Source organism: Nonomuraea sp. NPDC051191 (assembly GCF_044455665.1).
Classification (GTDB): Bacteria; Actinomycetota; Actinomycetes; order Streptosporangiales; family Streptosporangiaceae; genus Nonomuraea.
The window spans coordinates 329,018-351,094 of sequence record NZ_JBITEZ010000010.1 but is presented as its reverse complement, the minus strand read 5'-3'; the positions used below and the strand labels follow the sequence as shown (position 1 = coordinate 351,094).

The window sequence follows — 22,077 nt, the reverse complement described above, 5'->3', positions numbered from 1 at the left end:
GCGGCCGGCTGGGTGATCCCGTTCGGGACGGGATCACCCGGCGCGATCCGCGATCCAGCGCACGAGAGCGGGAAGAGGGCCCGGAAACCCTTCGGACCGGACCCGTCTCGTCGGCGGCGAGCGCGGAATTCCGTTGTCTACTGGGCTCCCGGACCCGTCCCGGGTCCAACCCCCCAACCGGTCGGGGTGCCCCGACTCGACGGACCGACGGCCCTGCACCTGGCTGTGTGGACGAAGTCACGCTCCGTCACGGACGCAGGATCCGACGATGTCAGAGACGGCCAACCGGCCAAGTCCCGTGCTGGACTGCGCAGCAAACTACCGACTCCACCTCAGATGTCAACCGTGTCCCGATCAGCGGGAACATCAAGTTTCCGCAGGTGGGGCATGTTCGGCCTGCCATCCTAAAGCGGGTCAAAGCCCATTTGCCGACGTCGGGGGCCTGCCCGGCAGCCCCGACAGAGCCTCCGACAGCGGGCCTTCGTGGACGACGCCCAGCCGCTGCGTGGACCGGGTCAGAGCGACGTACAGGTCGCTCGGGCCGCGTGGCGACTGGGCGGCGATGAGGTCCGGCTCGGCCACGATCACCGAGTCGAACTCCAGGCCCTTGGCGTCGGCCACGCCCATCACCGCCAGGGGCGCGTCCAGGGCGGCCGCACCGGCGGCGCGTCCGGCGCCGGGCGTGACCACCGCGGCGCCGTCCACGGCCGCTACCAGCCGCGCGCCGATGGTGTCCAGCAGCGCGTCGGGCACGACCACGGCGACCTTGCCGCCCTGCTCGACCTCCGCCCCGGCCAGCCCGTCCAGCGCGGCCAGCGGCGCCGCCCACGGCCGCGCGCCGAGCTCGCGCACGGACGCCGGCGCCTCCAGGGCAGGGTCGATGGTGGCCAGCACCCGCGCGGCCACCTCCATGAGCTCCACGGGCGTGCGGTAGTTGACCGTCAGCCGCTCCTGACGCCAGCGCCCGGCCACGTACGGGTCCAGCACCTGCGCCCACGACCGCGCCCCCGCCGCCGAGCCGGTCTGGGCGATGTCGCCGACGATCGTCATCGACCGCGTCGGGCAGCGCCGCATGACCGCCCGCCACGCCATCGGCGACAGCTCCTGGGCCTCGTCCACGATCACGTGCCCGTAGGCCCAGGTGCGGTCGGCGGCGGCGCGTTCGGCGGTGGTGAGGTAGGGGCCGTCGCCGCGCTGGCGCTCGGCCAGGCGCTCGGCCTCCATGACGTCGGACAGGCCGGTCAGCTCCAGCACCTCGCGGGCGTAGGCCAGCTCGGCCTCGCGCTGGTGCTCCTCGGCCTGGCGGGCCGCGGCCAGCTCCTCCTCGGCCTGCATCGCCGAGGCGCGGAGCACATGCTCGTCGATGTCGCCGAGCAGTTCGGCGGCCTCGTCCAGGAGCGGGACGTCGGCGTCGGTCCACTCGGCCGACTCGCGGCGCAGCAACGCCCTCTCCGCGGGGCTGAGGACGCCCCCCGCCGCCTCCAGCCGGTCGGGCGACCCGTACAGGCCGAGCAGCAGCCGCTGGGGCGTCAGGTACGGCCACAGCCGGTTCAGGGCCGCCTTGACCACCGGCTCGGTGCGCAGTTCCTCGCGCAGGTCGGCCAGCTCGTCGTCGTCGACGAGCCCCTTGCCGATCTTGCGGGCCTGCTGCCTGGCCAGCGCGTTCAGCAGCGATCTGACGAACACCGCGCGCGCCTGGTTGTGCGGGCGGCGCGAGCGCACGGCCTTGTTCCTGGCGGCGTCGAGCATGTTGCGGTCGACGGTGAGCGTCAGCCGGCCCACCGTCAGCTCGATGGGCTTGCGCGGCACCCTCTGCCGGTCGCGCACCGCGCGCTCGATCACCCCGGCCATCCGCGCGTCGCCCTTGACCGCGGCCACCTCCGGACGGTCGCGCCGGGTGGCGGTCACGCCCGGGTACAGCTCCCCCACAGTGGACAGCAGCACGTCTGTCTCACCGAGCGAGGGCAGGACCTGCTCGATGTAGCGCAGGAAGGTGAGGTTGGGGCCGAGGATGAGCACGCCCCGGCGCTCCAGCCGCTCCCTGTGGGTGTAGAGCAGGTAGGCGGCCCGGTGGAGGGCCACCACGGTCTTGCCCGTGCCGGGGCCGCCCTGCACGACCAGGACGCCGTTGAGGTCGCCGCGGATGACGCGGTCCTGCTCGGCCTGGATGGTGGCGACGATGTCGCGCATGCGGCCGGTGCGGCGCTCGTCGAGGGCGGCCAGCAGCGCGGCCTCGCCGTTGAGGGTGGCGCGGTCGTCGTCGGTGAGCGCGTCGAGGTCGAGCAGGTCGTCGTCGACGCCGATGACGCTGCGTTCCCTGGTCTGCAGGTGACGGCGTCTGGTCAGGCCCATGGGCGCGGCGGGGGTGGCGCGGTAGAACGGCTGCGCGACCGGCGCCCGCCAGTCGATGAGCAGGCGGCGCTGCTCGTCGTCGGTGAGGCCGAGCTTGCCGATGTAGAGGCGCCCCTCGTCGACGTGGTCGAGCCGGCCGAAAACCAGGCCGCGCTCCACCGCCCAGAGCCGGGCCAGGCGGCCGGCGTACATGTCGGCGAAGGAGTCGCGCTCGGATCTGTTCTGCATCGTGCCGACGGCACCCGTGGCCAGCACCTCCTTGAGCCGGCGCTGGGTGCGCTCGCGCAGCTCGTCGAGGCGGTCGTAGAGACCGGTGACGTACGACTGCTCCTTGGCGAGCTCCGTTTGACGAGTTGCCGCCTGACCATTATTGTGGTTAATGGGACACTCCGGGCCATTCTGCTTGTTGTTGCGACAAACGATGACATTAGCACGCCTGTCGAGGCACTCCCATCTTCCCTTCCCCTTCCCGGGTCACGGCTTGGTTTCGCCCTCTTGACCAGCACGGGAGAACTCCCTATGTTCCGGAGTTAGGAAAGTTTCCTAACTTCGACGAAGGAGTCCACCTGATGACCGGTCCGGTTCCGGGAACGCCCAGCCTGCTGCGCGCGATCAACGACCGCGCGGCCCTGCGGGCGCTTCTTGAGCGCGGGTCGCTGACCCGTCCGGAGCTGGGCGCCCTGACGGGCCTGTCCAAGCCCACCGCCTCCCAGCTCCTGTCGCGCCTGCAGGAGGCCGGGCTGGTCGTGCTGGACGGCATCAGGGAGGGCCTGCCGGGCCGTACCGCCGAGGTCTACCGGATCAACCCGGCGGCCGCCTACGTGGGCGCGCTCGACGTCACCCCCGACCGCATCGAGGCCCGCGTCGCCGACATCACCGGCACGGTCGTGGGCTCGTACACGCTGCCGACGCCCCGGCGGCCGGGCGGCGAGCTGGTCGACCGGCTGGGTGCGGCGCTGGCCGGCGCGAACCCGCCGGACAAGCTGCGCAGGGTCGTGATCGGCGTGCAGGCGGCGATCGACCCGGCCACCGGCCGGCTCGGCTACGCCGCCGCCAAGGACGTGCCCGGCTGGCAGATCGACGACCTGGTGCCCACCCTCAGCGCGGGTCTCGGCGTGGCCGTGGACGTGGAGAACAACGTCAACCTCGTCGCCCTGGCCGAGCAGGCGCACGGCGCGGCGCGCGGGCACCCCAACTTCGTGCTGCTGTGGGCCGACGAGGGCATCGGCTCGGCCATCGTGCTCGGCGGGCGCATGCACAGGGGCGCGACCGGCGGCGCGGGCGAGGTCGGCTACATGCCGACGCCGGGCGCGCCGACGGCCCGCGAGGCCGGCCGCTACGCCAACCACGGCTACCAGGCGCTGACCGGCGGCCCGGCCGTGCTGCGGCTGCTGCGCTCCTACGGCGTGCACGGCACCGACTTCCGCCAGGCCATCGCCAAGGCGGTCCGCGTGGCGGAGGGCTCGGGGCAGAAGGCCGACGACGCCAAGGCGGGGCTGCGTGACATCGCCGCCCGCCTGGCGGTGGGCCTGGCGGCCATCACGTCCGTCATCGATCCCGGGCTGATCGTGCTGACCGGCGGCGTCGTGCTGTCGGGCGGCGAGACGCTGCGCGAGCTGGTCGAGCACGAGCTGCACGCGCTGACCATCCCGCGCCCGGTCGTGCGGCTGTCGCACGTGGAGGGCAACCCGGTGCTGGCCGGCGCGCTCGACCTGGCCCTGGACACCGTGCGCGACGAGGTCTTCAGCTCGACCGTCCCTTCGTGAGCCATCTCTTCCCGTTCCACCCTCACTTCATGATCCCCCCAGCGGCAGGAGGCACCCCCCGTGCGCTTCGTCCCCCTGGCGGCCGTCGCGATCCTCGCGCTCACCGCCTGCACCGCCGGCAGGGAGGCCGGGCCCTCGCTCGGCTCCCAGCCCAGGCCCTCGGGTTCGGCCTCCGCGGCCCTCCCTGCGGCCACGATCCAGCTCTGGCACGGATTCTCCACCGACGCCGAGGTCAAGGCGTTCGAGGAGGCCATCGCCGGGTTCCAGGCCAAGTTCCCGCAGATCACCGTCAAGGCCACCAAGGGCGTCCAGGACGACCAGATCACGCAGGCCATCCGGGGCGGAAACGCGCCGGACGTGGCGGCCTCGTTCACGACGGACAACGTCGCCCAATGGTGCAGGTCGGGATCGTTCCAGGACCTCACCCCGGTGATCAAGCAGGACGGCATCGACCTGTCGGTGCTGCCCGAGGTGGCACGTTCCTACACGGGCTTCGGCGGCCGGCAGTGCACGCTGCCGCTGCTGGCCGACGCGTACGGCCTCTACTACAACAAGGCCCTGATGAAGGGCAACCAGCCGCCCAGGACGCTGACCGAGCTGGCCGACCTGGCCAAGAAGCTGACCGTCCGGGACGCGAACGGCGACATCAAGGTGGCCGGGTTCGTCCCCAGCACGCAGTACTACGAGAACAGCCCCAGCCATCTGGCCCCCATGGTCGGCGCCACCTGGTACAACGCCGACGGCACCTCGGCCATCGGCACCGACCCGGCCTGGAAGGCCCTGCTGCGCTGGCAGAAGGACCTCATCGACTGGTACGGCTACGACAAGCTGGAGAAGTTCCGCAAGAGCCTGGGCGACGAGTGGAGCGCCGACCACCCGTTCTACAAGGGCAAGATCGCCATGGTCCTGGACGGCGAGTGGCGCAACGCCATGATCGCCAACGACGCCAAGAAGCTCGACTACGCCACCGCTCCCCTGCCGGTCGCCGACGACAAGCCCGACCTGTACGGCAGCGGCTTCACCGCCGGCACCGTCATCGGCGTCCCCAAGGGCGCCAAGAACCCCCAGCAGGCGTGGGAGCTGGTCAAGTACCTGACCACCGACACCAGCTCGCTGGTGACGCTCTCCAACGCCCTGCGCAACGTGCCCACGACCAAGGCCGCGATGGAATCGCCCGACCTGGCCAAGGACGCGAACTTCGCCACCTTCCTCGACGTCTTCGCCCACCCCAAGACCTCGACGCTGCCGCCGAGCGTCAACAGCGTCTTCAACCAGGAGGCGCTGGCGACCTTCGTCGTCAAGTGGGAGAAGGGCGCGGTCACCGACCTGGACGCCGGGCTCAAGGGCGTGGACAAGCAGATCGACGACAAGCTGAAGCTGTCCGGGGGCTGATCGGCGATGGTCTCCTCCCCCCACGCCGCCCCCCATGCCGCCCCCCACGCCGCGCCGTCGAGGTGGCGGCGCGGCGAGGGCCTGCGCGCCCTGCTGTGGCTGTCGCCGTGGATCGCCGGAGTGTCCATCTTCTTCGTCTATCCGCTGCTGTCCACGGTGTACTTCTCCTTCTACCGCTACGACATGACCAGCACGCCGGAGTTCATCGGGCTGGACAACTACGCGTACCTGCTGCACGACCCGCGGGTGGCGATGTCGGCGAAGAACACGCTGTGGCTGGTGGCGATCATGGTGCCGGCCACCGTGCTGTTCTCCCTGGCCCTGGCCCAGCTCGTGGTCAGGCTCAAGGCCGGAGTCGGCGTCCTGCGGACGATCTTCTACCTGCCGTCGCTGGTCCCGCTGGCGGCCGGGACGATCACGTTCGTCTTCCTGATGAACCCGGCCACCGGGCCGTGGAACAAGTTCCTGGCCCTGTTCGGGATCCACGGCCCCGACTGGTTCGGCGACCCGGCCTGGTCCAAGCCGAGCCTGACGCTGCTGTCGCTGTGGAGCTGCGGCCAGCTCGCCGTGATCTTCATGGCGGCGCTGCTGGACGTCCCCAGGCACCTGTACGAGGCCGCCGCCATCGACGGCGCCGGGGCCTGGCGGCAGTTCCGCAGCGTGACGCTGCCGACGATCGCGCCGGTGCTGATGTTCGCCCTGGTCACCAACGTCATCTACGCCCTGCAGTACTTCACTCAGGCGATGATCGCCTCCCGGGTGGCCTCGGGCGCGACCGACTCCCCCGGCTCGGCCTTCACCCCCGGCTACCCGGACGAGTCGCTGCTGACCCTGCCGCAGTGGCTCTTCCAGTCCGGCTTCCGCGACTGGACGATGGGCTACGCGTGCGTACTGGCGCTGCTGCTGTTCGCCACGTCCATGATCTTCACGTTGATCCTGCTGCGGCAGTTCCGCCGGGCCGAGGAGGCGATATGAGCGCGACCATGACCGCCCCCGCCCCGCCCGCGGCGCCCGCGCGGCGGCAGGGGGTCAGGGCCAGGCGGCGGCGCACGCTGGTGTGGATCGCCACGCACGCGGTGGCGATCGTGCTGGCCCTGATGTTCCTGGCGCCGGTGGTGTTCCTGACGCTGACCGCGCTGATGACCGACGAGCAGGCGCTGACCGGCGACCTGTGGCCGCGCACGTGGAACTTCGACAACTTCGTGGTGGTGTTCGAGAAGTCGAAGCTGCTGCGCTGGGGGATCAACACGCTGCTGTACGCCGGCCTCGGCACGGTGTTCACGCTGCTGTCCTCCGTCCCGGTGGCCTACGCCCTGGCCCGCTTCCGCTTCCGGGGGCGGCGGGCGGCCTTCCTCCTGGTGATCACCGCGATGATGCTGCCGCCGCAGGTCATCGCGGTGCCGATCTACCTGGTGTGGGCCCGGCTGGGGCTGACCGACAGCCTGTGGCCGCTGATCCTGCCGATGTTGTTCGGCGACGCGTTCTCGATCTTCCTGCTCCGCCAGTTCCTGATCACGATCCCGCGCGAGTACATCGACGCGGCGAAGGTGGACGGGTGCTCGGACTTCAGGACGCTGGTCCGGGTGATCCTGCCGATGGCCCGGCCGGCCGTGGCCGCCGTCGCCCTGTTCCAGTTCTTCTACTGCTGGAACGACTACTACGGGCCGCTGCTGTACGCCGGCGTCGAGCAGGAGGGCTGGACGCTCTCGCTCGGCCTGGCCACGTTCAAGGCGTTCCACAGCGTCCAGTGGAACCTCACCATGGCCGCCACCCTGCTGGTGACCGCGCCGGTGATCATCGTGTTCTTCTTCGCCCAGAGAGTGTTCATCGAGGGCGTGACCTTGACAGGAGTGAAGGGTTGAAACTCGCCGTGGTCGGGGGCGGCTCAACGTACACGCCGGAGCTGATCGACGGGTTCGCGCGGCTGCGTGACGAGCTGCCTGTGACGGAGATCGCCCTCATCGATCCGGATCCGTCCCGTCTTGAGCTGGTGTCGGGGATGTCGCGGCGCATGCTGGCGCACGCCGGGCATCCGGCGCGCGTGCTGGCCACCTCCTCGGTGGCCGAGGGGGTCGCGGGGGCCCAGGTCGTGCTGTTCCAGCTCCGGGTGGGCGGGCAGGCGGCCAGGAACGTGGACGAGACGCTGCCGCTGGAGTGCGGCTGCGTGGGCCAGGAGACGACCGGCGCGGGCGGCCTGGCCAAGGCGCTGCGCACGGTCCCCGTCGTGCTGGAGCTGGCCGAGACCGTACGCCGGGAGGCCCCCGACGCCTGGATCATCGACTTCACCAACCCGGTCGGCATCGTCACCAGGGCGCTGCTGGACGCCGGCCACCGGGCCATCGGCCTGTGCAACGTCGCCATCGGGTTCCAGCGCCGCTTCGCCGCCGGACTGGGCGTCGACCCCGGCCGCCTCTCGCTCGGCCACGTCGGGCTGAACCACCTGAGCTGGGAGCGTTCGGTCCATCTCGACGGCCGGGACGTGCTGCCCGAGATCATCGACCGGGCCGGCGAGGAGATCGCCGAGGCGCTCGGGCTGCGGGTGGAGCTGATCCGGCGGCTGGGCGTCATCCCGTCCTACTACCTGCGCTACTTCTACGCCCACGACGCGGTGGTGCGCGAGCAGCGCGCCAAGCCGTCGCGGGCGGCCGAGGTGGCGGCGATGGAGACGCGGCTGCTGGAGATGTACGGCGACCCGTCGGTGGTGACCAAGCCGGAGCTGCTGGACCAGCGGGGCGGCGCGTTCTACTCGGAGTCGGCAGTGGCGCTGATCGCCTCGCTGCTCGGCGACCGGGGCGACGCCCAGGTCGTCAACGTGCGCAACCAGGGCACCCTGCCCTTCCTGGACGACGACGCGGTCATCGAGGTGCCCGCCGCGATCACCGCGTCCGGCGCCGCGCCGCTGCCGGTGCCGCCCGTCGAACCCCTGTACGCGGGGCTGATCGCGCACGTGTCGGCGTACGAGACCCTGGCCCTGGACGCGGCCCGCCGGGGCGGCGCCGACCGCGTGCGCGACGCCCTGCTGGCGCACCCGCTGATCGGCCAGGACGACGCCGCCGAGCAGCTGACCGGCCTGCTGCTGGAGGCCAACCGGGAGCACCTGCCCTGGACGGTGGGCTAGTGGCCCGCCCGCGCCTGATCCTGGCCGTCGACGGCGGCAACAGCAAGACCGACGTGGCGGTGGTCGCGGACGACGGCGAGGTGGTCGCGACCGGCCGCGCGGGCCCCTTCGAGCCGCAGAGCGCGGGCGTGGCGGCGGCCGTGGACGTGGTGGCCGAGGCGACGGCCCGCTGCGGCCTGCCGGTCACGGCGTTCGACCACGTCTCGGCCTGCCTGGCCGGGGCCGACTTCCCGGTGGAGGAGGAGGCGCTGGCCGCCGAGTTCACCGCCCGCGGGTTCGGCGACGTGGTGGTGCGCAACGACACCTTCGCGCTGCTGCGGGCCGGCACGTCGGCCCCGTGGGGGGTGGCGGTGGTGTGCGGCGCGGGCATCAACGCGATCGGCGTCTCCCCCACCGGGCAGGTCGCCCGCTTCCCCTCGCTCGGCCGCATCAGCGGCGACTGGGGCGGCGGCCAGGGCGTGGCCGAGGACGCGCTGTGGCACGCCGTGCGCGCCGAGGACGGCCGTGGCGCGCCGACGGCCCTGACGGACCTGGTCACGTCCCACTTCGGCACCGCGACCGTCGAGGAGCTGGTGCTCGGCCTGCACTTCGGACGGGTGGACGAGGGACGGCTGCACGAGCTGGCCCCCGGCGTGCTGGCCCTCGCCGCGGCCGGGGACGCGCTCGCCCGGTCGCTGGTCGAACGGCAGGCCGAGGAGGTCACCGTGATGGCCGAGGTGTGCCTGCGACGGCTCGGCCTGCTGGAGACGCCGGTCGAGGTGGTGCTCGGCGGCGGCCTGCTCACGGCCCGGGACCCGCTGCTGACGCCGCTGCTGGAGTCGGGGTTCGCGGCCAGGGCGCCGCAGGCCGAGCTGGTCGTGGCGGACCTGCCGCCGGTGGCGGGGGCGGCGCTGCTGGGGCTGGAGCACCTGGGCGCCCCGGAGTTCGCGCTGAGACGCCTGCGCGACCACTTCGAGCTCCCGGTCACCCGCTGAGGCGGCAGACGGGTCAGGCGGAGGCGTTCTGGTCGGGCTCGGCCGGGGTGACGTCGGAGGCGACGACGGGGGCGCGGTGCTCGTAGGGCGTGCTCAGGACCACGGTGGTGCGGGTGGAGACGTTGGCCGAGGCGCGGATCTGCTGCAGCAGGTCCTCCAGCGCCACCGGGGAGGCCACGCGCACCTTGAGGATGTAGCTCTCGTCGCCGGCGACGCTGTGGCAGGCCTCGATGGCGCTCAGGTGGGCCAGCCGCTCGGGGGCGTCGTCCGGCGCGGCGGGGTCGATCGGCTTGATCGAGACGAACGCGGTCAGCGACAGCCCGATCGCGTCGTGGTCGATGACGGCGGCGTAGCCGCGGACGACCCCGCGCTTCTCCAGGCGGCGTACGCGCTGGTGGACCGCGGAGACGGAGAGTCCGGTCTCCCTGGCCAGGTCGGTGAAACTCATGCGGCCGTCGTGGGCGAGCAGCGTGACGATCCGGCGGTCGATCTCCTCCATCGGTCAAAGGTAGCCGGTGATGGTCACGACATGGTCCCGACGGGAGCGACCCCTCGGTTCATCGCGTGCTCGACCAGGGTGATGAGCACCTGGCGGCCGGAGTCGCGCCTGCGGGCGTCGCACAGCACGATGGGGACGTCCGGCTCCAGCCCGATGGCCGAGCGCACCTCGCCGACGGTGAAGGGCCTGGTGCCGTCGAAGCAGTTGAGCGCGATGATGAACGGCTGCTCGCGCTTCTCGAAGTAGTCGACCGCCGGGAAGCAGTCGGCCAGGCGGCGGGTGTCGGCCAGCACCACGGCGCCCAGCGCGCCCATGGCCAGCTCGTCCCACACGAACCAGAAACGTTCCTGGCCCGGGGTGCCGAACAGGTAGAGCATGTAGTCGTCGCGGATGGTGATGCGGCCGAAGTCCATCGCGACGGTCGTGGTGAGCTTGCGCTCGACGCCCGACAGGTCGTCGACGTGCGTGCCGACGTGGGTGAGCGCCTCCTCCGTGCGCAGCGGGCGGGTCTCGGAGACGGCGCCCACCATGGTGGTCTTGCCCGCGCCGAATCCGCCGGCGATCAAGATCTTGATCGCGGTCGGCAGCCGCCAACGGTCGACGCGACCGAATTCCATCCAGCACCGCCCGTACAGGTCCCGCGCACGTGCGGCCTTCGCGCTTGGTCAGTGTCATCTGTCAAGACGTGTAGTGAAGGCCGTTCGACGTGCCTGGCATCGAGCCACCCTAGCAACGCCACATTTTCCACTCAAGGCACAAACTTTTACAAGGAACAAAATGTCACGATTTATCGCCGCTAGTCCCATAAATCGCCTGCGCCTTGCGCGGCGGTCAAGGGACTTGTCAGCTTATTCGACGGGATCGTTAGGTAGCGGGGTCGAAGTCCGAAATACCGGTGAAGCCGGCATTGAAGCCGATCCGTCGGCGCAGGTAGGCGGCCGTACGCGGGCTGCATCCGCGCAGCGTCTCGATCAGGCCGCTCGCCTCGCGGGCCAGGCCGGCCATCGCGTCGGCGACCTCGCCGCCGGCGACCCCGAGCGCGAGCGCGTTGAGGTCCCCCCAGCTCAGGTCCCTGCGGTAGGAGGCGAGGTCGCCGAGCAGGTGCAGGTAGCGCTGGACCCGGCGGCTGACCGCCCACAGCTCGTCCAGGTGACCCGTGGTCCAGCCGTCGCCGGTGTAGATCCAGTGGGACAGGTCCACGAAGCAGGAGCCGCGGCTGTCGGCGTTGTCGAGGTAGCGCTCCAGCGTGGGCACCGCCCGCGTGTCCCGCCACATCCAGGCCCTGGCCATCCCGGACAGCGTCCTGGCGAGCTGGTCGCGCCAGAGCCCCTGGGCCACGCCGAACCCCTCGGCGGTGGCCAGCTCGTCACGCAGGTCGGCCAGGAAGCGGGTGACCGGCGAGCGCGGCACCGCGCCGCCGGCGACCGCCAGGCACTCGCCCGTCAGCCGGTCGACCTGCTCGCGGGTGGTGGCGGCATGGTCCACCAGGCGGTCGACGGCCAGCACCCACAGGGCGCTCCGGTTGACCGCCCTCAGCCCGCCCGCGCCGGCCCAGGGGGCGCTGAAGGCGGTGGCCAGGGTCAGGGCCTGGTAGAACTCGGCGTCGAAGGCCGCGCCGGGGAACAGGCCGTCGTACAGCTGGGCGCAGCGCCGCAGATCCCTGCCGCACTCGGCGGCCAGGGCGCAGGTGCGGCCGAGCCTGAACGCCTCGTCCAGCTCCTCGCCGGGCACCCTAGGGCCACCCGCACGGTACGCAGCTCATGGGCGACGCCCCCCAACGGCCGGACGCATACACCTGCCGGAGAATTGTTTCATGATCACGTAAGGCCGATCAAGGCGTCCCCGCCCTCACCCGCCCACCCCACCGATACCCACGAACGCCCTCCTGCCCTCGCGCCCCCTTCCTGGGACGCCAACTCACGGCAGACAGGTGGGAGGCGGTCAGGGGGGCCGGCAGTCACGGGCGGGCAGTCAGGGGGTGGGCGGGAAGGCGGCCCAGAGGGCGGTGGCGTCGTCGTGTCGTTTGCCGCGCACCGCTCCCCGCTCGACCTCCAGCCCCCGCACGGCCGCGATGAGCGCCCCCGGCCCCCCGCCGGTCAGCTCGGCCAGCACGGACTCCCAGCTCCACCCGTACCACTCCACGAGCCGGGTCACCCCGTCGGTGAACAGCCCGGCCCCCAGCAGCCCAGACGCCTCCACGACCCCGCTGACCGCCTGCCCGGCGGCCTCGGGACGGGTGGAGGCCACCCAGAACCCGCCCTCGGCGTTGCGCATGCGCCGCACCAGCTCCGGCGAGTACGGCCGCCCGCCCGGAAGCCGCTCGACCCGGTCGTCGCCGATGACCTCGGCCCCGCCGCCGGCCCGCGCGAGGACGACCGGGGAGTCACCCAGCACCAGGTACTCCACCACTCCCCCGCCGAAGCGCAGCATGGCCACGGTCGCGGACGGCGAGTCGGGGTCGCCCAGGTCGCACGTGCCGGAGTGGGCGCCCATGGTGACGGAGATGGCCTCGGCCAGGATCTCGCCCAGCGACGAGCGCCCGTCGGCGGCCAGCCCGGCCGCCAGCGCCCCGCCGAGCCGCCCGACCAGCCACGCGACGTCGTGGGCGCACCCGCCGCCGGCCCCGGGCGCCGCCGTGGCCCCGTCGAGCACGACCGCCCACGAGGGCCCGGCCACCGCCAGGTCCTCGTTGGGGTGCGCCGACCCGGGCCGGGTGGCGTACCTGACCTCGGTGAACACGACCGTTACGGCTGGACGATCACCAGCTCGCGCGGCGTGTTGTTCAGCCGCTCGCCGCCGGTCTCGGTGCACACGACGATGTCCTCGATCCGGGCGCCGTGGCGGCCGGGCAGGTAGATGCCGGGCTCGACGGAGAAGGCGAACCCGGCCTCCATCGGCTCGTCGTTGCCCGAGACGATGTAGGGCTCCTCGTGCGTCTCGATGCCGATGCCGTGGCCGGTGCGGTGGATGAAGTAGTCGCCGTAGCCCGCCTCGGCGATGACGTCGCGGGCCGCCGCGTCGATCGACTCGCACGACACGCCCGGACGCACCGCGGCGCAGGCGGCGTCCTGGGCCCGGCGCAGCACCTCGTAGTAGGCGGCGAACTCGGCGGGCGGCTCGCCCACGCTGTAGGTGCGCGTGGAGTCGGAGCAGTAGCCGTTGTGGAGCTGGCCGCCGATGTCGACCACGACCGGCTCGCCGGCCTGGATCACCCGGTCGGACACGTCGTGGTGGGGGCTGGCGCCGTTGGGCCCTGAGGCGACGATGACGAAGTCGACCGTGGCGTGGCCGGCGGCCAGGATCGCCTCGGCGATGTCGCGGCCCACCTCGCGCTCGGTACGGCCGGCGCGCAGCAGATCGGGCACCTGCCGGTGGACCGCGTCGATGGCCTCTCCCGCCGCGCGCAGGGCCGCCACCTCGGCCGGGGACTTGCGCATGCGCAGGTCGCGCAGCACCGTGCCGGCCAGCACCTGCTCGGCCTCCGGCAGCACCTCGCGGAAGCGCAGCGACGACATCGCCCACATGCGGTCGGCCAGGCCCACCTTGGCCACCCGGCCCAGCCGGGAGGCGGCGATGCGGTAGGGGTCGTCGGTCTCGTCCCAGGCCACGAACTCCAGCCCGAGCCGGGCGGCGGGCGAGGCCTGCGCGGCCGGCAGCTCCAGCCGGGGCACCATCATGTACGCCTCCCCCGAGGCGGGCACCACGAGGCAGGTCAGCCGCTCCAGCGGCTTGGCGTCGTAGCCGCTGACATAGCGCAGGTCGGGCCCGGGGGTGAGCAGCAGGGCGTCGAGACCGGCCTTGGCGGTGGCCTCCTGAGCGGCGGCAAGACGGGACACGGGATACAGGTCTGAGGACGTCACGAGCCAAATCTACTCGGACGGCCGGCGGCCTCACTCCAGCAGGCCGCTTGTCCGCCGAGGGCTAAAATCCGCGAAAACTTCTCACAACAAGAGAGCCCATGGCTACACTCCGTTGCACGTTGATCACGTATTGTGGGGTCAATTGTCCAGTTCCACTGCACTTTGAGAGTGAGGCCATGGTCGACTTCGCAGGCGCGGCAGAGCTGGTCAGGCAGGGAGCGCCGCACGGGCGGGCGCGCGGGGCCGGCGCTGAGCTGCTGGCCGTCCGGCTCGCCCACGCCGAGCGGCTGGGCAACATGGGCTGGGCCGAGTGGAACCTGCGCACCGGGGCGGCGCTCTGGTCCGACCAGGTCTACGCGATCTTCGGAAGGGACCGCGAGGAGGGGCCGCTGTCCCTTCCCGACCTGGCCGTCATGGTCGAGCCCGCCGACCTCGACGCGCTCGACCGGCTGCTGTGGCAGGTGGTGGAGGGCGTCGAGGCCGTGCACGCGGAGTTCCGCGTCCGGCGCGGCACGGGCGAGCTGCGCGACCTGCGCGTCGTGCTCGAACCGCTGATGTCCGCCGGCGGCCCGGTCGGCATGCACGGCGTCATCCAGGACATCACCGGCCGCCGCAGGGCCGAGCGCATGATGTCGGAGTCGCGCCGCCAGCTCCTGGAGGCCCGCGAGCAGGCGGCCGAGGAGCGCAACGTGATGCTGGCGCTGCGCGAGGCGATCCTGCCCGCGCCCACCGGCTGCCTCGACCTGCCGGGGGCCAGGATCGCCGTCCGCTACGTGCCGGCCGAGAAGACCGCGAGCCTAGGCGGCGACTGGTTCGAGGCCGCGACCACGCCCGACGGCCGCCTGCTGCTGGCCATCGGCGACGTGTCGGGCCACGGCCTGCCCGCCATCGCCCACATGGCCCACCTGCGCCACGCGCTCGTCGGCCTGACCATGACCGGCCGGCCCGCCGACCGCCTGCTGTCCTGGCTCAACGACCTGGTGCTCCACCAGCTCAAGGACACCACCGCCACGGCCGTCATCGGCCACCTCGACCCCGGCACGCTGCTGTTCACCTGGGGCCAGGCGGGCAACCTCGACCCCATCCTGGTGCGCGACGGCCGGGCGACCCCGCTGGGCAGGCCGCGGGGCGTGCTGCTCGGTGCGGTCTCCGGGCGGCCCTACGAGCTGGCCCACACCCGGCTGCGGCCCGGCGACCTGCTGCTGATGTTCACCGACGGGCTGGTCGAGCGGCGCACCCGCGACATCGACGTCGGCCGGGAGCTGGTCCTGGCCGCCGCCGCCGGTCTGTCCGCCCACGACCTGGAGGCCGGGCTCGACCGCCTCCTGGCCGACATCGGCGGGCCCAACCCCGAGGACGACGCGTGCCTGCTGGCCGTCGCCGTCCCGGAGCCGGACGGGAGGGCGGCGGGAGTGCGACCATAGACGGGTGCTCATGCTTCTGGACACACCGTCCCTCTACTTCCGCGCCTTCTACGGCATCCCGGAGTCGATCAAGGCGCCCGACGGCTCCCCGGTCAACGCGGTGCGCGGCCTCATCGACATGATCGCCACCCTGGTCCGCCGGCACTCCCCGGCCGCGCTCGCCGCGACCATGGACGCCGACTGGCGGCCCGCCTTCAGGGTGGCGGCGATCCCGACGTACAAGGCGCACCGGGTGGCCCACGGCGACGCCGAGGAGGTGCCCGAAGCGCTGGTGCCGCAGATCGCCGTGATCAACGAGGTCCTCGACGCCGTGGGCATCGCCCGTCCCGAGTCGCCCGGCTTCGAGGCCGACGACGTGATCGGCACCCTCACCCACCAGGCCGAGGGCGCCGTCGAGATCGTCACCGGCGACCGCGACCTGTTCCAGCTCGTCGACGACTCGCGCCCGGTCCGCGTCCTGTACACCGCGCGCGGCATCCGCAACCTGCAGTTCGTGGACGAGGCGTTCGTCACCGCCAAGTACGGCATCCCCGGCCGCGCCTACGCCGACTTCGCCACCCTGCGCGGCGACCCCAGCGACGGCCTGCCCGGCGTGCCCGGCGTCGGCGAGAAGACGGCGGCGGCCCTGATCACCCGGTTCGGCTCGCTCGCCGCGCTGCTGGAGGCGCTCGACTCCGGCGTCACCGAGGGGTTCCCGGCCGGCAGCCGCAACCGCCTGGCCGCCGCCCGCGACTACCTCGACGCCGCGCCGGCCGTGGTCGAGGTGGCCTCCGAGGCGCCGCTGCCCGCCGCCGACCTGACGTTGCCGGACAAGCCGCGCGACCCGGAGGCCCTGGTGGCCCTGGCCGACCGCTACGGGCTCGACAGCCCGCTCAACCGCCTGCTGGAGGCGCTCAGGAGTTGAGGAACTCCCGCACGGCGTCCTGGGCCGCCTCGCGCAGGCGGCCGTGCACGGCCGCGTTCTCCTCGCGGTCGGTGCGCACCTCCACCACCCGCGGCCCCTCGCCGCGCATCGCCTTGGGCAGGTCGCCGACGTCCCCGAGCAGCGTGTACGGCGTCCCGGTCGCGGCGGCGGCGTAGGCCAGGTCCACGCCGTGCGGCGTGCCGAAGACCCGCTCGAACGAGTCGCGCACCGTCGCCTGCGGCAGCAGCGAGAAGATGCCGCCGCCGTCGTTGTTGACGACGACCAGGCACAGGTCGGGCCGGGGCTCGCGCGGGCCGAGGATCAGCCCGTTCTGGTCGTGCAGGAACGACAGGTCGCCGAGCAGCGCGTACGAGGGCCCGTTGTGCGCCAGCGCGGCCCCCATGGCCGTGGACACCAGCCCGTCGATGCCGGAGGCGCCCCGGTTGGCCATCAGCCTGATCCCGCGCCGCGGCCGCATGGTCTGGTCGAGGTCCCTGATCGGCATCGAGGAGCCGCAGAACAGCAGCGCGCCGTTGGGCAGCGCGTCGACCAGGTCGCGGGCCAGGCGCGGCTCGGTGGTGCCGGAGACGTCCAGGACGGCGTCGAGGCCCGCCCGGACGGCCGCGTCGGCCTGCCGCCAGGCGTGCAGCCAGCTGTCGTCGCCGGAGGCGACCGGGATCTCCACGGCCTGCGCGACCTGCGTGGCCGATCTGGTCGGGTCGGGCCAGCGGTCGAGGTCGGGGGCGACCACGATGTGCTCCTCGGCCCGCTTCAGCCACGACAGCAGCGGGCGCGACAGTCCGGGGCGGCCCAGCGTGACGACCACGTCGGGGCGGTGGGAGTCGGCGAACTCGGGGGTGCCGAGCAGGTAGTGGTAGCTGGAGATGGAGTGGTCGCCGTAGCGGGCGCCGCCGTTGGGCTCCGAGAGCACCGGCCAGCCCGCCATGCCGGCGGCGGCCACGTACCGCCGGACGTTGGCCGCGCCGTCGCCGACGACGAGCACGCCGCGCCGGGTGGGCGGGATGTGCAGGGCGATGGGCGGGGGCGCGACGCGGGCCCGCACCCAGGGGCCGTTCGCGCCGCCGTCGAGCGGCTCGGACCAGCTCGTGTCGCCGTCGGGGATCAGCGGCTCCCTGAAGGCCATGTTGAGGTGCACCGGGCCGGGGTTGGCCGGGCCGGAGGCGCGCTGGTAGGCGCGGCAGGCCAGCGAACGCCAGTAGGCGACCATGCCGGGACGGTCTTCGGGCACGCCGACCTCGGCGAACCAGCGGGTGGCGGTGCCGTACAGCTTGACCTGGTCGATCGTCTGGTTGGCGCCGGTGCCGCGCAGCTCGGGCGGGCGGTCGGCGGTCAGGACGAGCAGCGGCACGCCCGACTCGTTCGCCTCGATCACCGCCGGGTGGAAGTTGGCCGCGGCCGTGCCGGAGGAGCAGATCAGCGCCACCGGCCGCTCGGAGCGCTTGGCCAGGCCGAGCGCCAGGAAGGAGGCCGAGCGCTCGTCGACGCGCACGTGCAGGCGCACCCGCGACTCGGCGTGCAGCGCCAGGGCGAGGGGGGCCGAGCGCGAGCCGGGCGCGAGCACCACGTCGGTCAGGCCACAGCGCACCAGCTCGTCCACGAGCACCGTGGCCAGCGCGGTTGCGGGATTCAACGTGACGCCTCCTGCATCCGGCGAAGCCACTGGGGAGAGTCAATCTCAAATTCCGACAAATGCTGAAAATTCACCGACGGGCGTCGTACCGGGAGCCAGCCGTCCACGGGCGTCAGCGAGTCCTCCACCACGTCGCCCGTCAGCAGCGACATCGTGCCGAGCCCGCACGCGTACGGCAGCGACGGCAGCGCCGCCGCCAGCGCGACCCCCGCCGCCAGCCCCACGGACGTCTCCACGGCGCTGGAGACCACGGCCGGCAGCCCGCAGGCCTCCACCACCCGCAGCGCGGCGCGCACCCCGCCCAGCGGCTGCACCTTGACCACCGCGATGTCGGCCGCCTCGGCCGCCCTGACCCGCAGCGGGTCCTCGGCGCGCCGGATCGACTCGTCGGCCGCGATCGGCACGTCGACCGCCCTGCGCACCGCCGCCAGCTCCTCCAGCGTCGCGCACGGCTGCTCGGCGTACTCCAGGCCGAACCGGTCGAGGCGCTTGAGCCGGGTGACGGCCTCGTCGACCTCCCAGGCGCCGTTGACGTCGACCCTCAGCAGCCCGGACGGCCCCAGCGCGTCGCGCACCGCCTCCACCCTGGCCAGGTCGTCGGCGAACGTCTGGCCGCGCTCGGCCACCTTGACCTTCGCCGTGCCGCAGCCCGAGCGTCTCACCAGCTCATGGGCCTGCTCGGCGTCGACCGCGGGGACGGTGGCGTTGACCGGGACGCGGTCGCGCACCGGCTCCGGCCACCCCTCGAAGGCGGCCTCGCGGGCGCACGCCAGCCAGCGGGCGCACTCGCGCGGGCCGTACTCGGGGAACGGGGAGAACTCCCCCCAGCCCGCCGGGCCGTGCAGCAGCACGCCTTCTCTGACGGTCTGCCCGCGAAACCGCGTCCGCATCGGAATCCGGAAGACCACGGGAGAACGCGTCACGACCCTACCCTGCACCTGTGTCCGACCTGTCGCCATTAACCTTACGAGCATGTGGAGGAACCCGTCGCATCCGGACCGTCCGCTGCATGCCATTGTGCAGCCTCCGGGACCCGGCCTTTTCACCGCGATCCGCGACGCGCTCTCCGGCGACGGCCCCGCCGTCCTGCCGCTCCAGCCGGGCCACGAGCACCAGGTCCTCCAGGCGCTGCGCCCCACGCACGTCGACGGCGAGCCGCGGCCCGGCGGCGCCGGCGTCCCGGACGACGTGGCGGTCGTGATCGCCACCAGCGGCAGCACCGGCGTCCCCAAGGGCGTGCAGTTGTCGGCGTCCGCGCTGCGCGCCTCGGCGTCGGCGTCGCTGAGCAGGATCGGGGCCGGCGAGGGCGACCGGTGGTTGTGCTGCCTGCCCGTCTCCCACGTCTCGGGGCTGCAGGTGCTGGTCCGCGCCCTGCTGTCGGGCAGTGAGCCGATCATCCACCCCGCCTTCGACACGCGGGCCGTGCTGTCCTCCGGCGCCGACCACGTCTCCCTGGTGCCGACGCAGCTCCACCGGCTGGTCGAGGCGGGCGCGGACCTGTCGGTGTTCCGCACGATCCTGCTCGGCGGCGCGGCGCCCCGGTCGGGGCTGGTCGAGCGGGCCGTGGAGCTCGGCGCGCGGGTGGTCACCACGTACGGGATGAGCGAGACGTGCGGCGGCTGCGTCTACGACGGCGAGCCCCTTTACGATGTAGATCTCAAAATCGGCGAGGACGGCCTGATCAGGATCGCCGGGCCGGTGCTCTTCTCCGGCTACCGCTTCGCCGGCCAGACGCCGCTCGACGGCGACTGGTTCGTCACCTCCGACCTCGGCGAGCTGAGCGACGGCCGGCTGCGCGTCCTCGGCCGGGCCGACGACGTCGTCAACACCGGCGGCGAGAAGGTCGTGGCCGCCGTGGTGACCGCGGTGCTCGGCGCGCACCCCGAGATCGCCGACGTGGCCGTGGCCGGCCTGCCAGACCCGGAGTGGGGTGAGGCGGTCACCGCGTTCGTGGTGCCGTCCGACCCGGCCGCGCCGCCCACGCTGGCCGAGCTGCGCGCCTTCTGCCGCGACCGGCTGCCCGCCCACGCCGCCCCGCGCGGCCTGCGCCTTCTCCCCCGCCTGCCGCTGCTGCCCAACGGCAAGACCGATCTCGTACGGCTGCGTACAGGAACCTGACGCGCCGCGGCTGCGTCATAACGGGGAGAAGGAAGGGAGCCTTCATGAACCAGACCCGCAAGATGTGGGCGTCCGTGATCGTCGTCGGCGTGATCGTCGTCGGTGGCGCGTCGGTCGCGGCGGCCGCCTCGGCGGGCAGGCTCGACGCGGTCGCGAGGAAGACCCAGGCCGAGATCGAGCAGGCGCCGCCGACCGGCCGGCCGGTCCCCGCGCCCGACCGCACCGAGGGCATCGTGGTCTCCACGGAGGTCAACCCCGACCCGCGCGAGGTCATCGACTACTGGACCGGCAACCGCATGGAGGAGGCCGAGCCGATGCCCATGCCCGAGGCGACCGGAAGCTTCGAGGTGGCGGAGTAGGTTTCCGCCTTCCCGAGGGGTGGCGCGCCCTGCGGGCGTTCCGCCCCTTTTTCATCACCCCGGGAACAAATAGCGATGAATGGCGTTATTGATACTGGTGCGCCGTGCGGAGTGACCACCGCCCCACCACAAACTGCCTGATCGCTTCGACTCCGTACGGAGGAGGTGTCCTCATGCCCAGAACCGCCGTGGCGACCCCGCCCGCGTCTCTCGACCAGCTCATTGAACGAGGGCGAGCCCAGGGTCACCTTTCTCTGGCGGAGCTGCGTGACGCGTTCGCCGAGGCCGGCATCAGCCCCTCTGAAGGCCGCACGATCCTGCGCGAGCTGTCGGAGGCCGGTGTGAGCCTGGCCGCCGAGAACGAGCCGTCCCTGGCCAAGACCGCTGCCAAGAAGACCACCCAGAAGAGCGCTCCGAAGCCGAGGAAGGCTTCTGGGGCAAAGGCTACCGGCCGCACCGCCGCCGAGGCAAAAAACCCGGCGGACGGCAAGCCGGAGCACGAGGAGGACGTGGCCCCCGACGACCTCGAACTGACCGCCGAGGACGTCGAGATCGAGAACGACGCCAATGACCTGGACGACAACCAGTCCGTCATGGGCGACTCGGTGCACACGTACCTGAAGTCGATCGGCCGCCGGACGCTGCTCACCGCCGCCCAGGAGGTCGAGCTGGCCCGCCGGATCGAGGCCGGCCTGTACGCCGAGTACAAGCTGGACTCCGACCCCGACGTGCCGTCGTCCGTACGCGACGACCTGCACCTGGTCATCGAGGACGGCCGGCAGGCCAAGGACCACATGCTGGAGGCCAACCTGCGGCTGGTGGTCTCGGTGGCCAAGAAGTACACCGACCGCGGCATGTCCCTGCTGGACGTCGTCCAGGAGGGCAACCTGGGGCTGATCAGGGCCGTGGAGAAGTTCGACTACACCAAGGGCTTCAAGTTCTCCACCTACGCCATGTGGTGGATCCGGCAGGCCATCCAGCGCGGCTTCGCCGACTCCGCCCGGACGATCCGGCTGCCCGTGCACGTGCTGGAGATGCTCTCCAAGCTGTCGCGGGTCGAGCGTGACATGCACCAGAGGCTGGGCCGCGAGCCCACGCCCGAGGAGCTGGCCGTCGAGCTCGACAGGACGCCGGACCAGATCGAGGAGCTGCTGCGCACCAGCCGCCAGCCGATCTCGCTGAACGCGACCATCGGCGAGGACGGCGAGACCACGATCGGCGACCTCATCGAGGACGTCGACTCGCCGGAGGCGTCGGAGATCGTCGACCGCCAGCTGCTGGGCGACCAGCTGCGCGGCGTGCTCGACAACCTCTCACCGCGCGAGGCGAAGATCATGGCCCTGCGGTTCGGCCTGGTGGACGGCAAGCCGCACACCCTGGACGAGATCGGCAAGCACCTCGGCCTGACCCGCGAGCGCATCCGCCAGCTGGAGAAGGAGTCGCTGTCCAAGCTGCGCCACCCGAGCAACACCCGCCCCCTGCTCGACTGGGCCAGCTGACCCACGACCGCCCCCGGCGCCCTGCCCACAGAGCGCCGGGCCGTACACAGAGCCCCGGCATGACGCCGGGCTCTGCTCAAGGCCCCGGGTTCCCGCCGAGAGATCCGGAACGCACGAAGAGCCCCGGCGCGCGAGGCGCCGGGGCTCTTCGTGTGCCTGTG

19 protein-coding genes are annotated in these 22,077 nt (G+C 72.4%); 11 read left to right on the top strand and 8 right to left on the bottom strand.

Annotation, left to right across the window (positions count from 1 at the left end; all coding sequences use genetic code 11):
• Nucleotides 1-414: 414 nt before the first annotated feature.
• Nucleotides 415-2,580, bottom strand: coding sequence for a HelD family protein (locus tag ACIA8R_RS29270; protein WP_397041376.1), 2,166 nt, complete (start codon nucleotides 2,578-2,580; stop codon nucleotides 415-417).
• 341 nt (nucleotides 2,581-2,921) lie between these two features.
• On the opposite strand from ACIA8R_RS29270, the gene ACIA8R_RS29265 reads away from it, so the two are divergent.
• The 6 genes from ACIA8R_RS29265 to ACIA8R_RS29240 are packed head-to-tail and all read left to right on the top strand — an operon-like array spanning nucleotide 2,922 to nucleotide 9,602.
• The gene (locus tag ACIA8R_RS29265; protein WP_397041375.1) at nucleotides 2,922-4,118 is read left to right on the top strand and encodes an ROK family protein; all 1,197 of its coding nucleotides are present in this window, start codon (nucleotides 2,922-2,924) and stop codon (nucleotides 4,116-4,118) included.
• Nucleotides 4,119-4,178: 60 nt separating this feature from the next.
• Nucleotides 4,179-5,510 (top strand): ABC transporter substrate-binding protein, encoded by a 1,332-nt coding sequence (locus ACIA8R_RS29260; protein ID WP_397041374.1) that lies wholly within the window; start codon nucleotides 4,179-4,181, stop codon nucleotides 5,508-5,510.
• Between the two features lie 6 nt (nucleotides 5,511-5,516).
• On the top strand, nucleotides 5,517-6,485 hold the full coding sequence (locus ACIA8R_RS29255; RefSeq protein ID WP_364088432.1) for a sugar ABC transporter permease: 969 nt from the start codon (nucleotides 5,517-5,519) through the stop codon (nucleotides 6,483-6,485).
• Nucleotides 6,482-7,372, top strand: coding sequence for a carbohydrate ABC transporter permease (locus ACIA8R_RS29250; protein WP_357704903.1), 891 nt, complete (start codon nucleotides 6,482-6,484; stop codon nucleotides 7,370-7,372). The genes ACIA8R_RS29255 and ACIA8R_RS29250 overlap by 4 nt, the downstream gene beginning before the upstream one ends.
• Nucleotides 7,369-8,628, top strand: a complete 1,260-nt coding sequence (locus tag ACIA8R_RS29245; protein WP_357704901.1) for a 6-phospho-beta-glucosidase — start codon at nucleotides 7,369-7,371, stop codon at nucleotides 8,626-8,628. Before ACIA8R_RS29250 ends, ACIA8R_RS29245 begins: the two co-directional genes overlap by 4 nt.
• Nucleotides 8,628-9,602 (top strand): N-acetylglucosamine kinase, encoded by a 975-nt coding sequence (locus ACIA8R_RS29240; protein ID WP_397041373.1) that lies wholly within the window; start codon nucleotides 8,628-8,630, stop codon nucleotides 9,600-9,602. Before ACIA8R_RS29245 ends, ACIA8R_RS29240 begins: the two co-directional genes overlap by 1 nt.
• A 13-nt stretch (nucleotides 9,603-9,615) precedes the next feature.
• Here ACIA8R_RS29240 and ACIA8R_RS29235 read toward each other — a convergent pair whose 3' ends face one another.
• From ACIA8R_RS29235 to ACIA8R_RS29215, 5 genes are all read right to left on the bottom strand, one after another.
• Entirely contained in the window at nucleotides 9,616-10,101 is a 486-nt protein-coding gene (locus tag ACIA8R_RS29235; protein WP_364088427.1) for an Lrp/AsnC family transcriptional regulator, read from the bottom strand.
• A 23-nt stretch (nucleotides 10,102-10,124) separates the two neighbouring features.
• Nucleotides 10,125-10,718, bottom strand: a complete 594-nt coding sequence (locus ACIA8R_RS29230) for an ATP/GTP-binding protein (RefSeq protein ID WP_357704895.1) — start codon at nucleotides 10,716-10,718, stop codon at nucleotides 10,125-10,127.
• A gap of 247 nt (nucleotides 10,719-10,965) precedes the next feature.
• Nucleotides 10,966-11,832 (bottom strand): terpene synthase family protein, encoded by an 867-nt coding sequence (locus tag ACIA8R_RS29225; RefSeq protein ID WP_397041372.1) that lies wholly within the window; start codon nucleotides 11,830-11,832, stop codon nucleotides 10,966-10,968.
• 240 nt (nucleotides 11,833-12,072) lie between these two features.
• Nucleotides 12,073-12,840 carry a protein phosphatase 2C domain-containing protein gene (locus ACIA8R_RS29220; RefSeq protein WP_364088422.1) on the bottom strand — a complete coding sequence of 256 codons (768 nt, stop codon included), beginning with the start codon at nucleotides 12,838-12,840 and terminating at the stop codon, nucleotides 12,073-12,075.
• A 5-nt stretch (nucleotides 12,841-12,845) separates the two neighbouring features.
• A complete protein-coding gene (locus tag ACIA8R_RS29215) occupies nucleotides 12,846-13,961 on the bottom strand; it encodes a M24 family metallopeptidase (RefSeq protein WP_397041371.1) in 1,116 nt (371 codons plus the stop codon).
• Nucleotides 13,962-14,137: 176 nt separating this feature from the next.
• On the opposite strand from ACIA8R_RS29215, the gene ACIA8R_RS29210 reads away from it, so the two are divergent.
• Nucleotides 14,138-15,385 carry a SpoIIE family protein phosphatase gene (locus ACIA8R_RS29210; RefSeq protein WP_364088419.1) on the top strand — a complete coding sequence of 416 codons (1,248 nt, stop codon included), beginning with the start codon at nucleotides 14,138-14,140 and terminating at the stop codon, nucleotides 15,383-15,385.
• 10 nt (nucleotides 15,386-15,395) lie between these two features.
• Nucleotides 15,396-16,289, top strand: coding sequence for a 5'-3' exonuclease H3TH domain-containing protein (locus tag ACIA8R_RS29205; RefSeq protein ID WP_357704951.1), 894 nt, complete (start codon nucleotides 15,396-15,398; stop codon nucleotides 16,287-16,289).
• Here the strand turns inward: ACIA8R_RS29205 and menD are convergent.
• Nucleotides 16,279-17,940, bottom strand: coding sequence for a 2-succinyl-5-enolpyruvyl-6-hydroxy-3-cyclohexene-1-carboxylic-acid synthase (menD, locus tag ACIA8R_RS29200; protein WP_397041370.1), 1,662 nt, complete (start codon nucleotides 17,938-17,940; stop codon nucleotides 16,279-16,281). The genes ACIA8R_RS29205 and menD overlap by 11 nt on opposite strands.
• The gene (locus tag ACIA8R_RS29195; protein ID WP_397041479.1) at nucleotides 17,937-18,830 is read right to left on the bottom strand and encodes an o-succinylbenzoate synthase; all 894 of its coding nucleotides are present in this window, start codon (nucleotides 18,828-18,830) and stop codon (nucleotides 17,937-17,939) included. The genes menD and ACIA8R_RS29195 overlap by 4 nt, the downstream gene beginning before the upstream one ends.
• An 82-nt stretch (nucleotides 18,831-18,912) precedes the next feature.
• Here ACIA8R_RS29195 and ACIA8R_RS29190 point away from each other — a divergent pair, with 82 nt between their 5' ends.
• The 3 genes from ACIA8R_RS29190 (at nucleotide 18,913) to ACIA8R_RS29180 (ending at nucleotide 21,916) form a co-directional block, all read left to right on the top strand.
• Nucleotides 18,913-20,058 (top strand): AMP-binding protein, encoded by a 1,146-nt coding sequence (locus tag ACIA8R_RS29190; protein ID WP_397041369.1) that lies wholly within the window; start codon nucleotides 18,913-18,915, stop codon nucleotides 20,056-20,058.
• Between the two features lie 44 nt (nucleotides 20,059-20,102).
• Complete coding sequence (locus tag ACIA8R_RS29185; RefSeq protein WP_357704879.1) at nucleotides 20,103-20,417, top strand: hypothetical protein; 315 nt, start codon at nucleotides 20,103-20,105, stop codon at nucleotides 20,415-20,417.
• A gap of 173 nt (nucleotides 20,418-20,590) precedes the next feature.
• On the top strand, nucleotides 20,591-21,916 hold the full coding sequence (locus ACIA8R_RS29180; protein WP_364088408.1) for an RNA polymerase sigma factor: 1,326 nt from the start codon (nucleotides 20,591-20,593) through the stop codon (nucleotides 21,914-21,916).
• Nucleotides 21,917-22,077: the final 161 nt, after the last annotated feature.

Coding starts and splice junctions, on each gene's coding strand:
- ACIA8R_RS29230 (WP_357704895.1), bottom strand. CDS start 10,718: ATGGAATTCGGTCGCGTCGACCGTTGGCGGCTGCCGACCGCGATCAAG.
- ACIA8R_RS29255 (WP_364088432.1), top strand. CDS start 5,517: ATGGTCTCCTCCCCCCACGCCGCCCCCCATGCCGCCCCCCACGCCGCG.
- ACIA8R_RS29210 (WP_364088419.1), top strand. CDS start 14,138: ATGGTCGACTTCGCAGGCGCGGCAGAGCTGGTCAGGCAGGGAGCGCCG.
- ACIA8R_RS29250 (WP_357704903.1), top strand. CDS start 6,482: ATGAGCGCGACCATGACCGCCCCCGCCCCGCCCGCGGCGCCCGCGCGG.
- ACIA8R_RS29190 (WP_397041369.1), top strand. CDS start 18,913: ATGTGGAGGAACCCGTCGCATCCGGACCGTCCGCTGCATGCCATTGTG.
- ACIA8R_RS29180 (WP_364088408.1), top strand. CDS start 20,591: ATGCCCAGAACCGCCGTGGCGACCCCGCCCGCGTCTCTCGACCAGCTC.
- ACIA8R_RS29265 (WP_397041375.1), top strand. CDS start 2,922: ATGACCGGTCCGGTTCCGGGAACGCCCAGCCTGCTGCGCGCGATCAAC.
- ACIA8R_RS29195 (WP_397041479.1), bottom strand. CDS start 18,830: ATGCGGACGCGGTTTCGCGGGCAGACCGTCAGAGAAGGCGTGCTGCTG.
- ACIA8R_RS29205 (WP_357704951.1), top strand. CDS start 15,396: ATGCTTCTGGACACACCGTCCCTCTACTTCCGCGCCTTCTACGGCATC.
- ACIA8R_RS29235 (WP_364088427.1), bottom strand. CDS start 10,101: ATGGAGGAGATCGACCGCCGGATCGTCACGCTGCTCGCCCACGACGGC.
- ACIA8R_RS29185 (WP_357704879.1), top strand. CDS start 20,103: ATGAACCAGACCCGCAAGATGTGGGCGTCCGTGATCGTCGTCGGCGTG.
- ACIA8R_RS29270 (WP_397041376.1), bottom strand. CDS start 2,580: ATGCAGAACAGATCCGAGCGCGACTCCTTCGCCGACATGTACGCCGGC.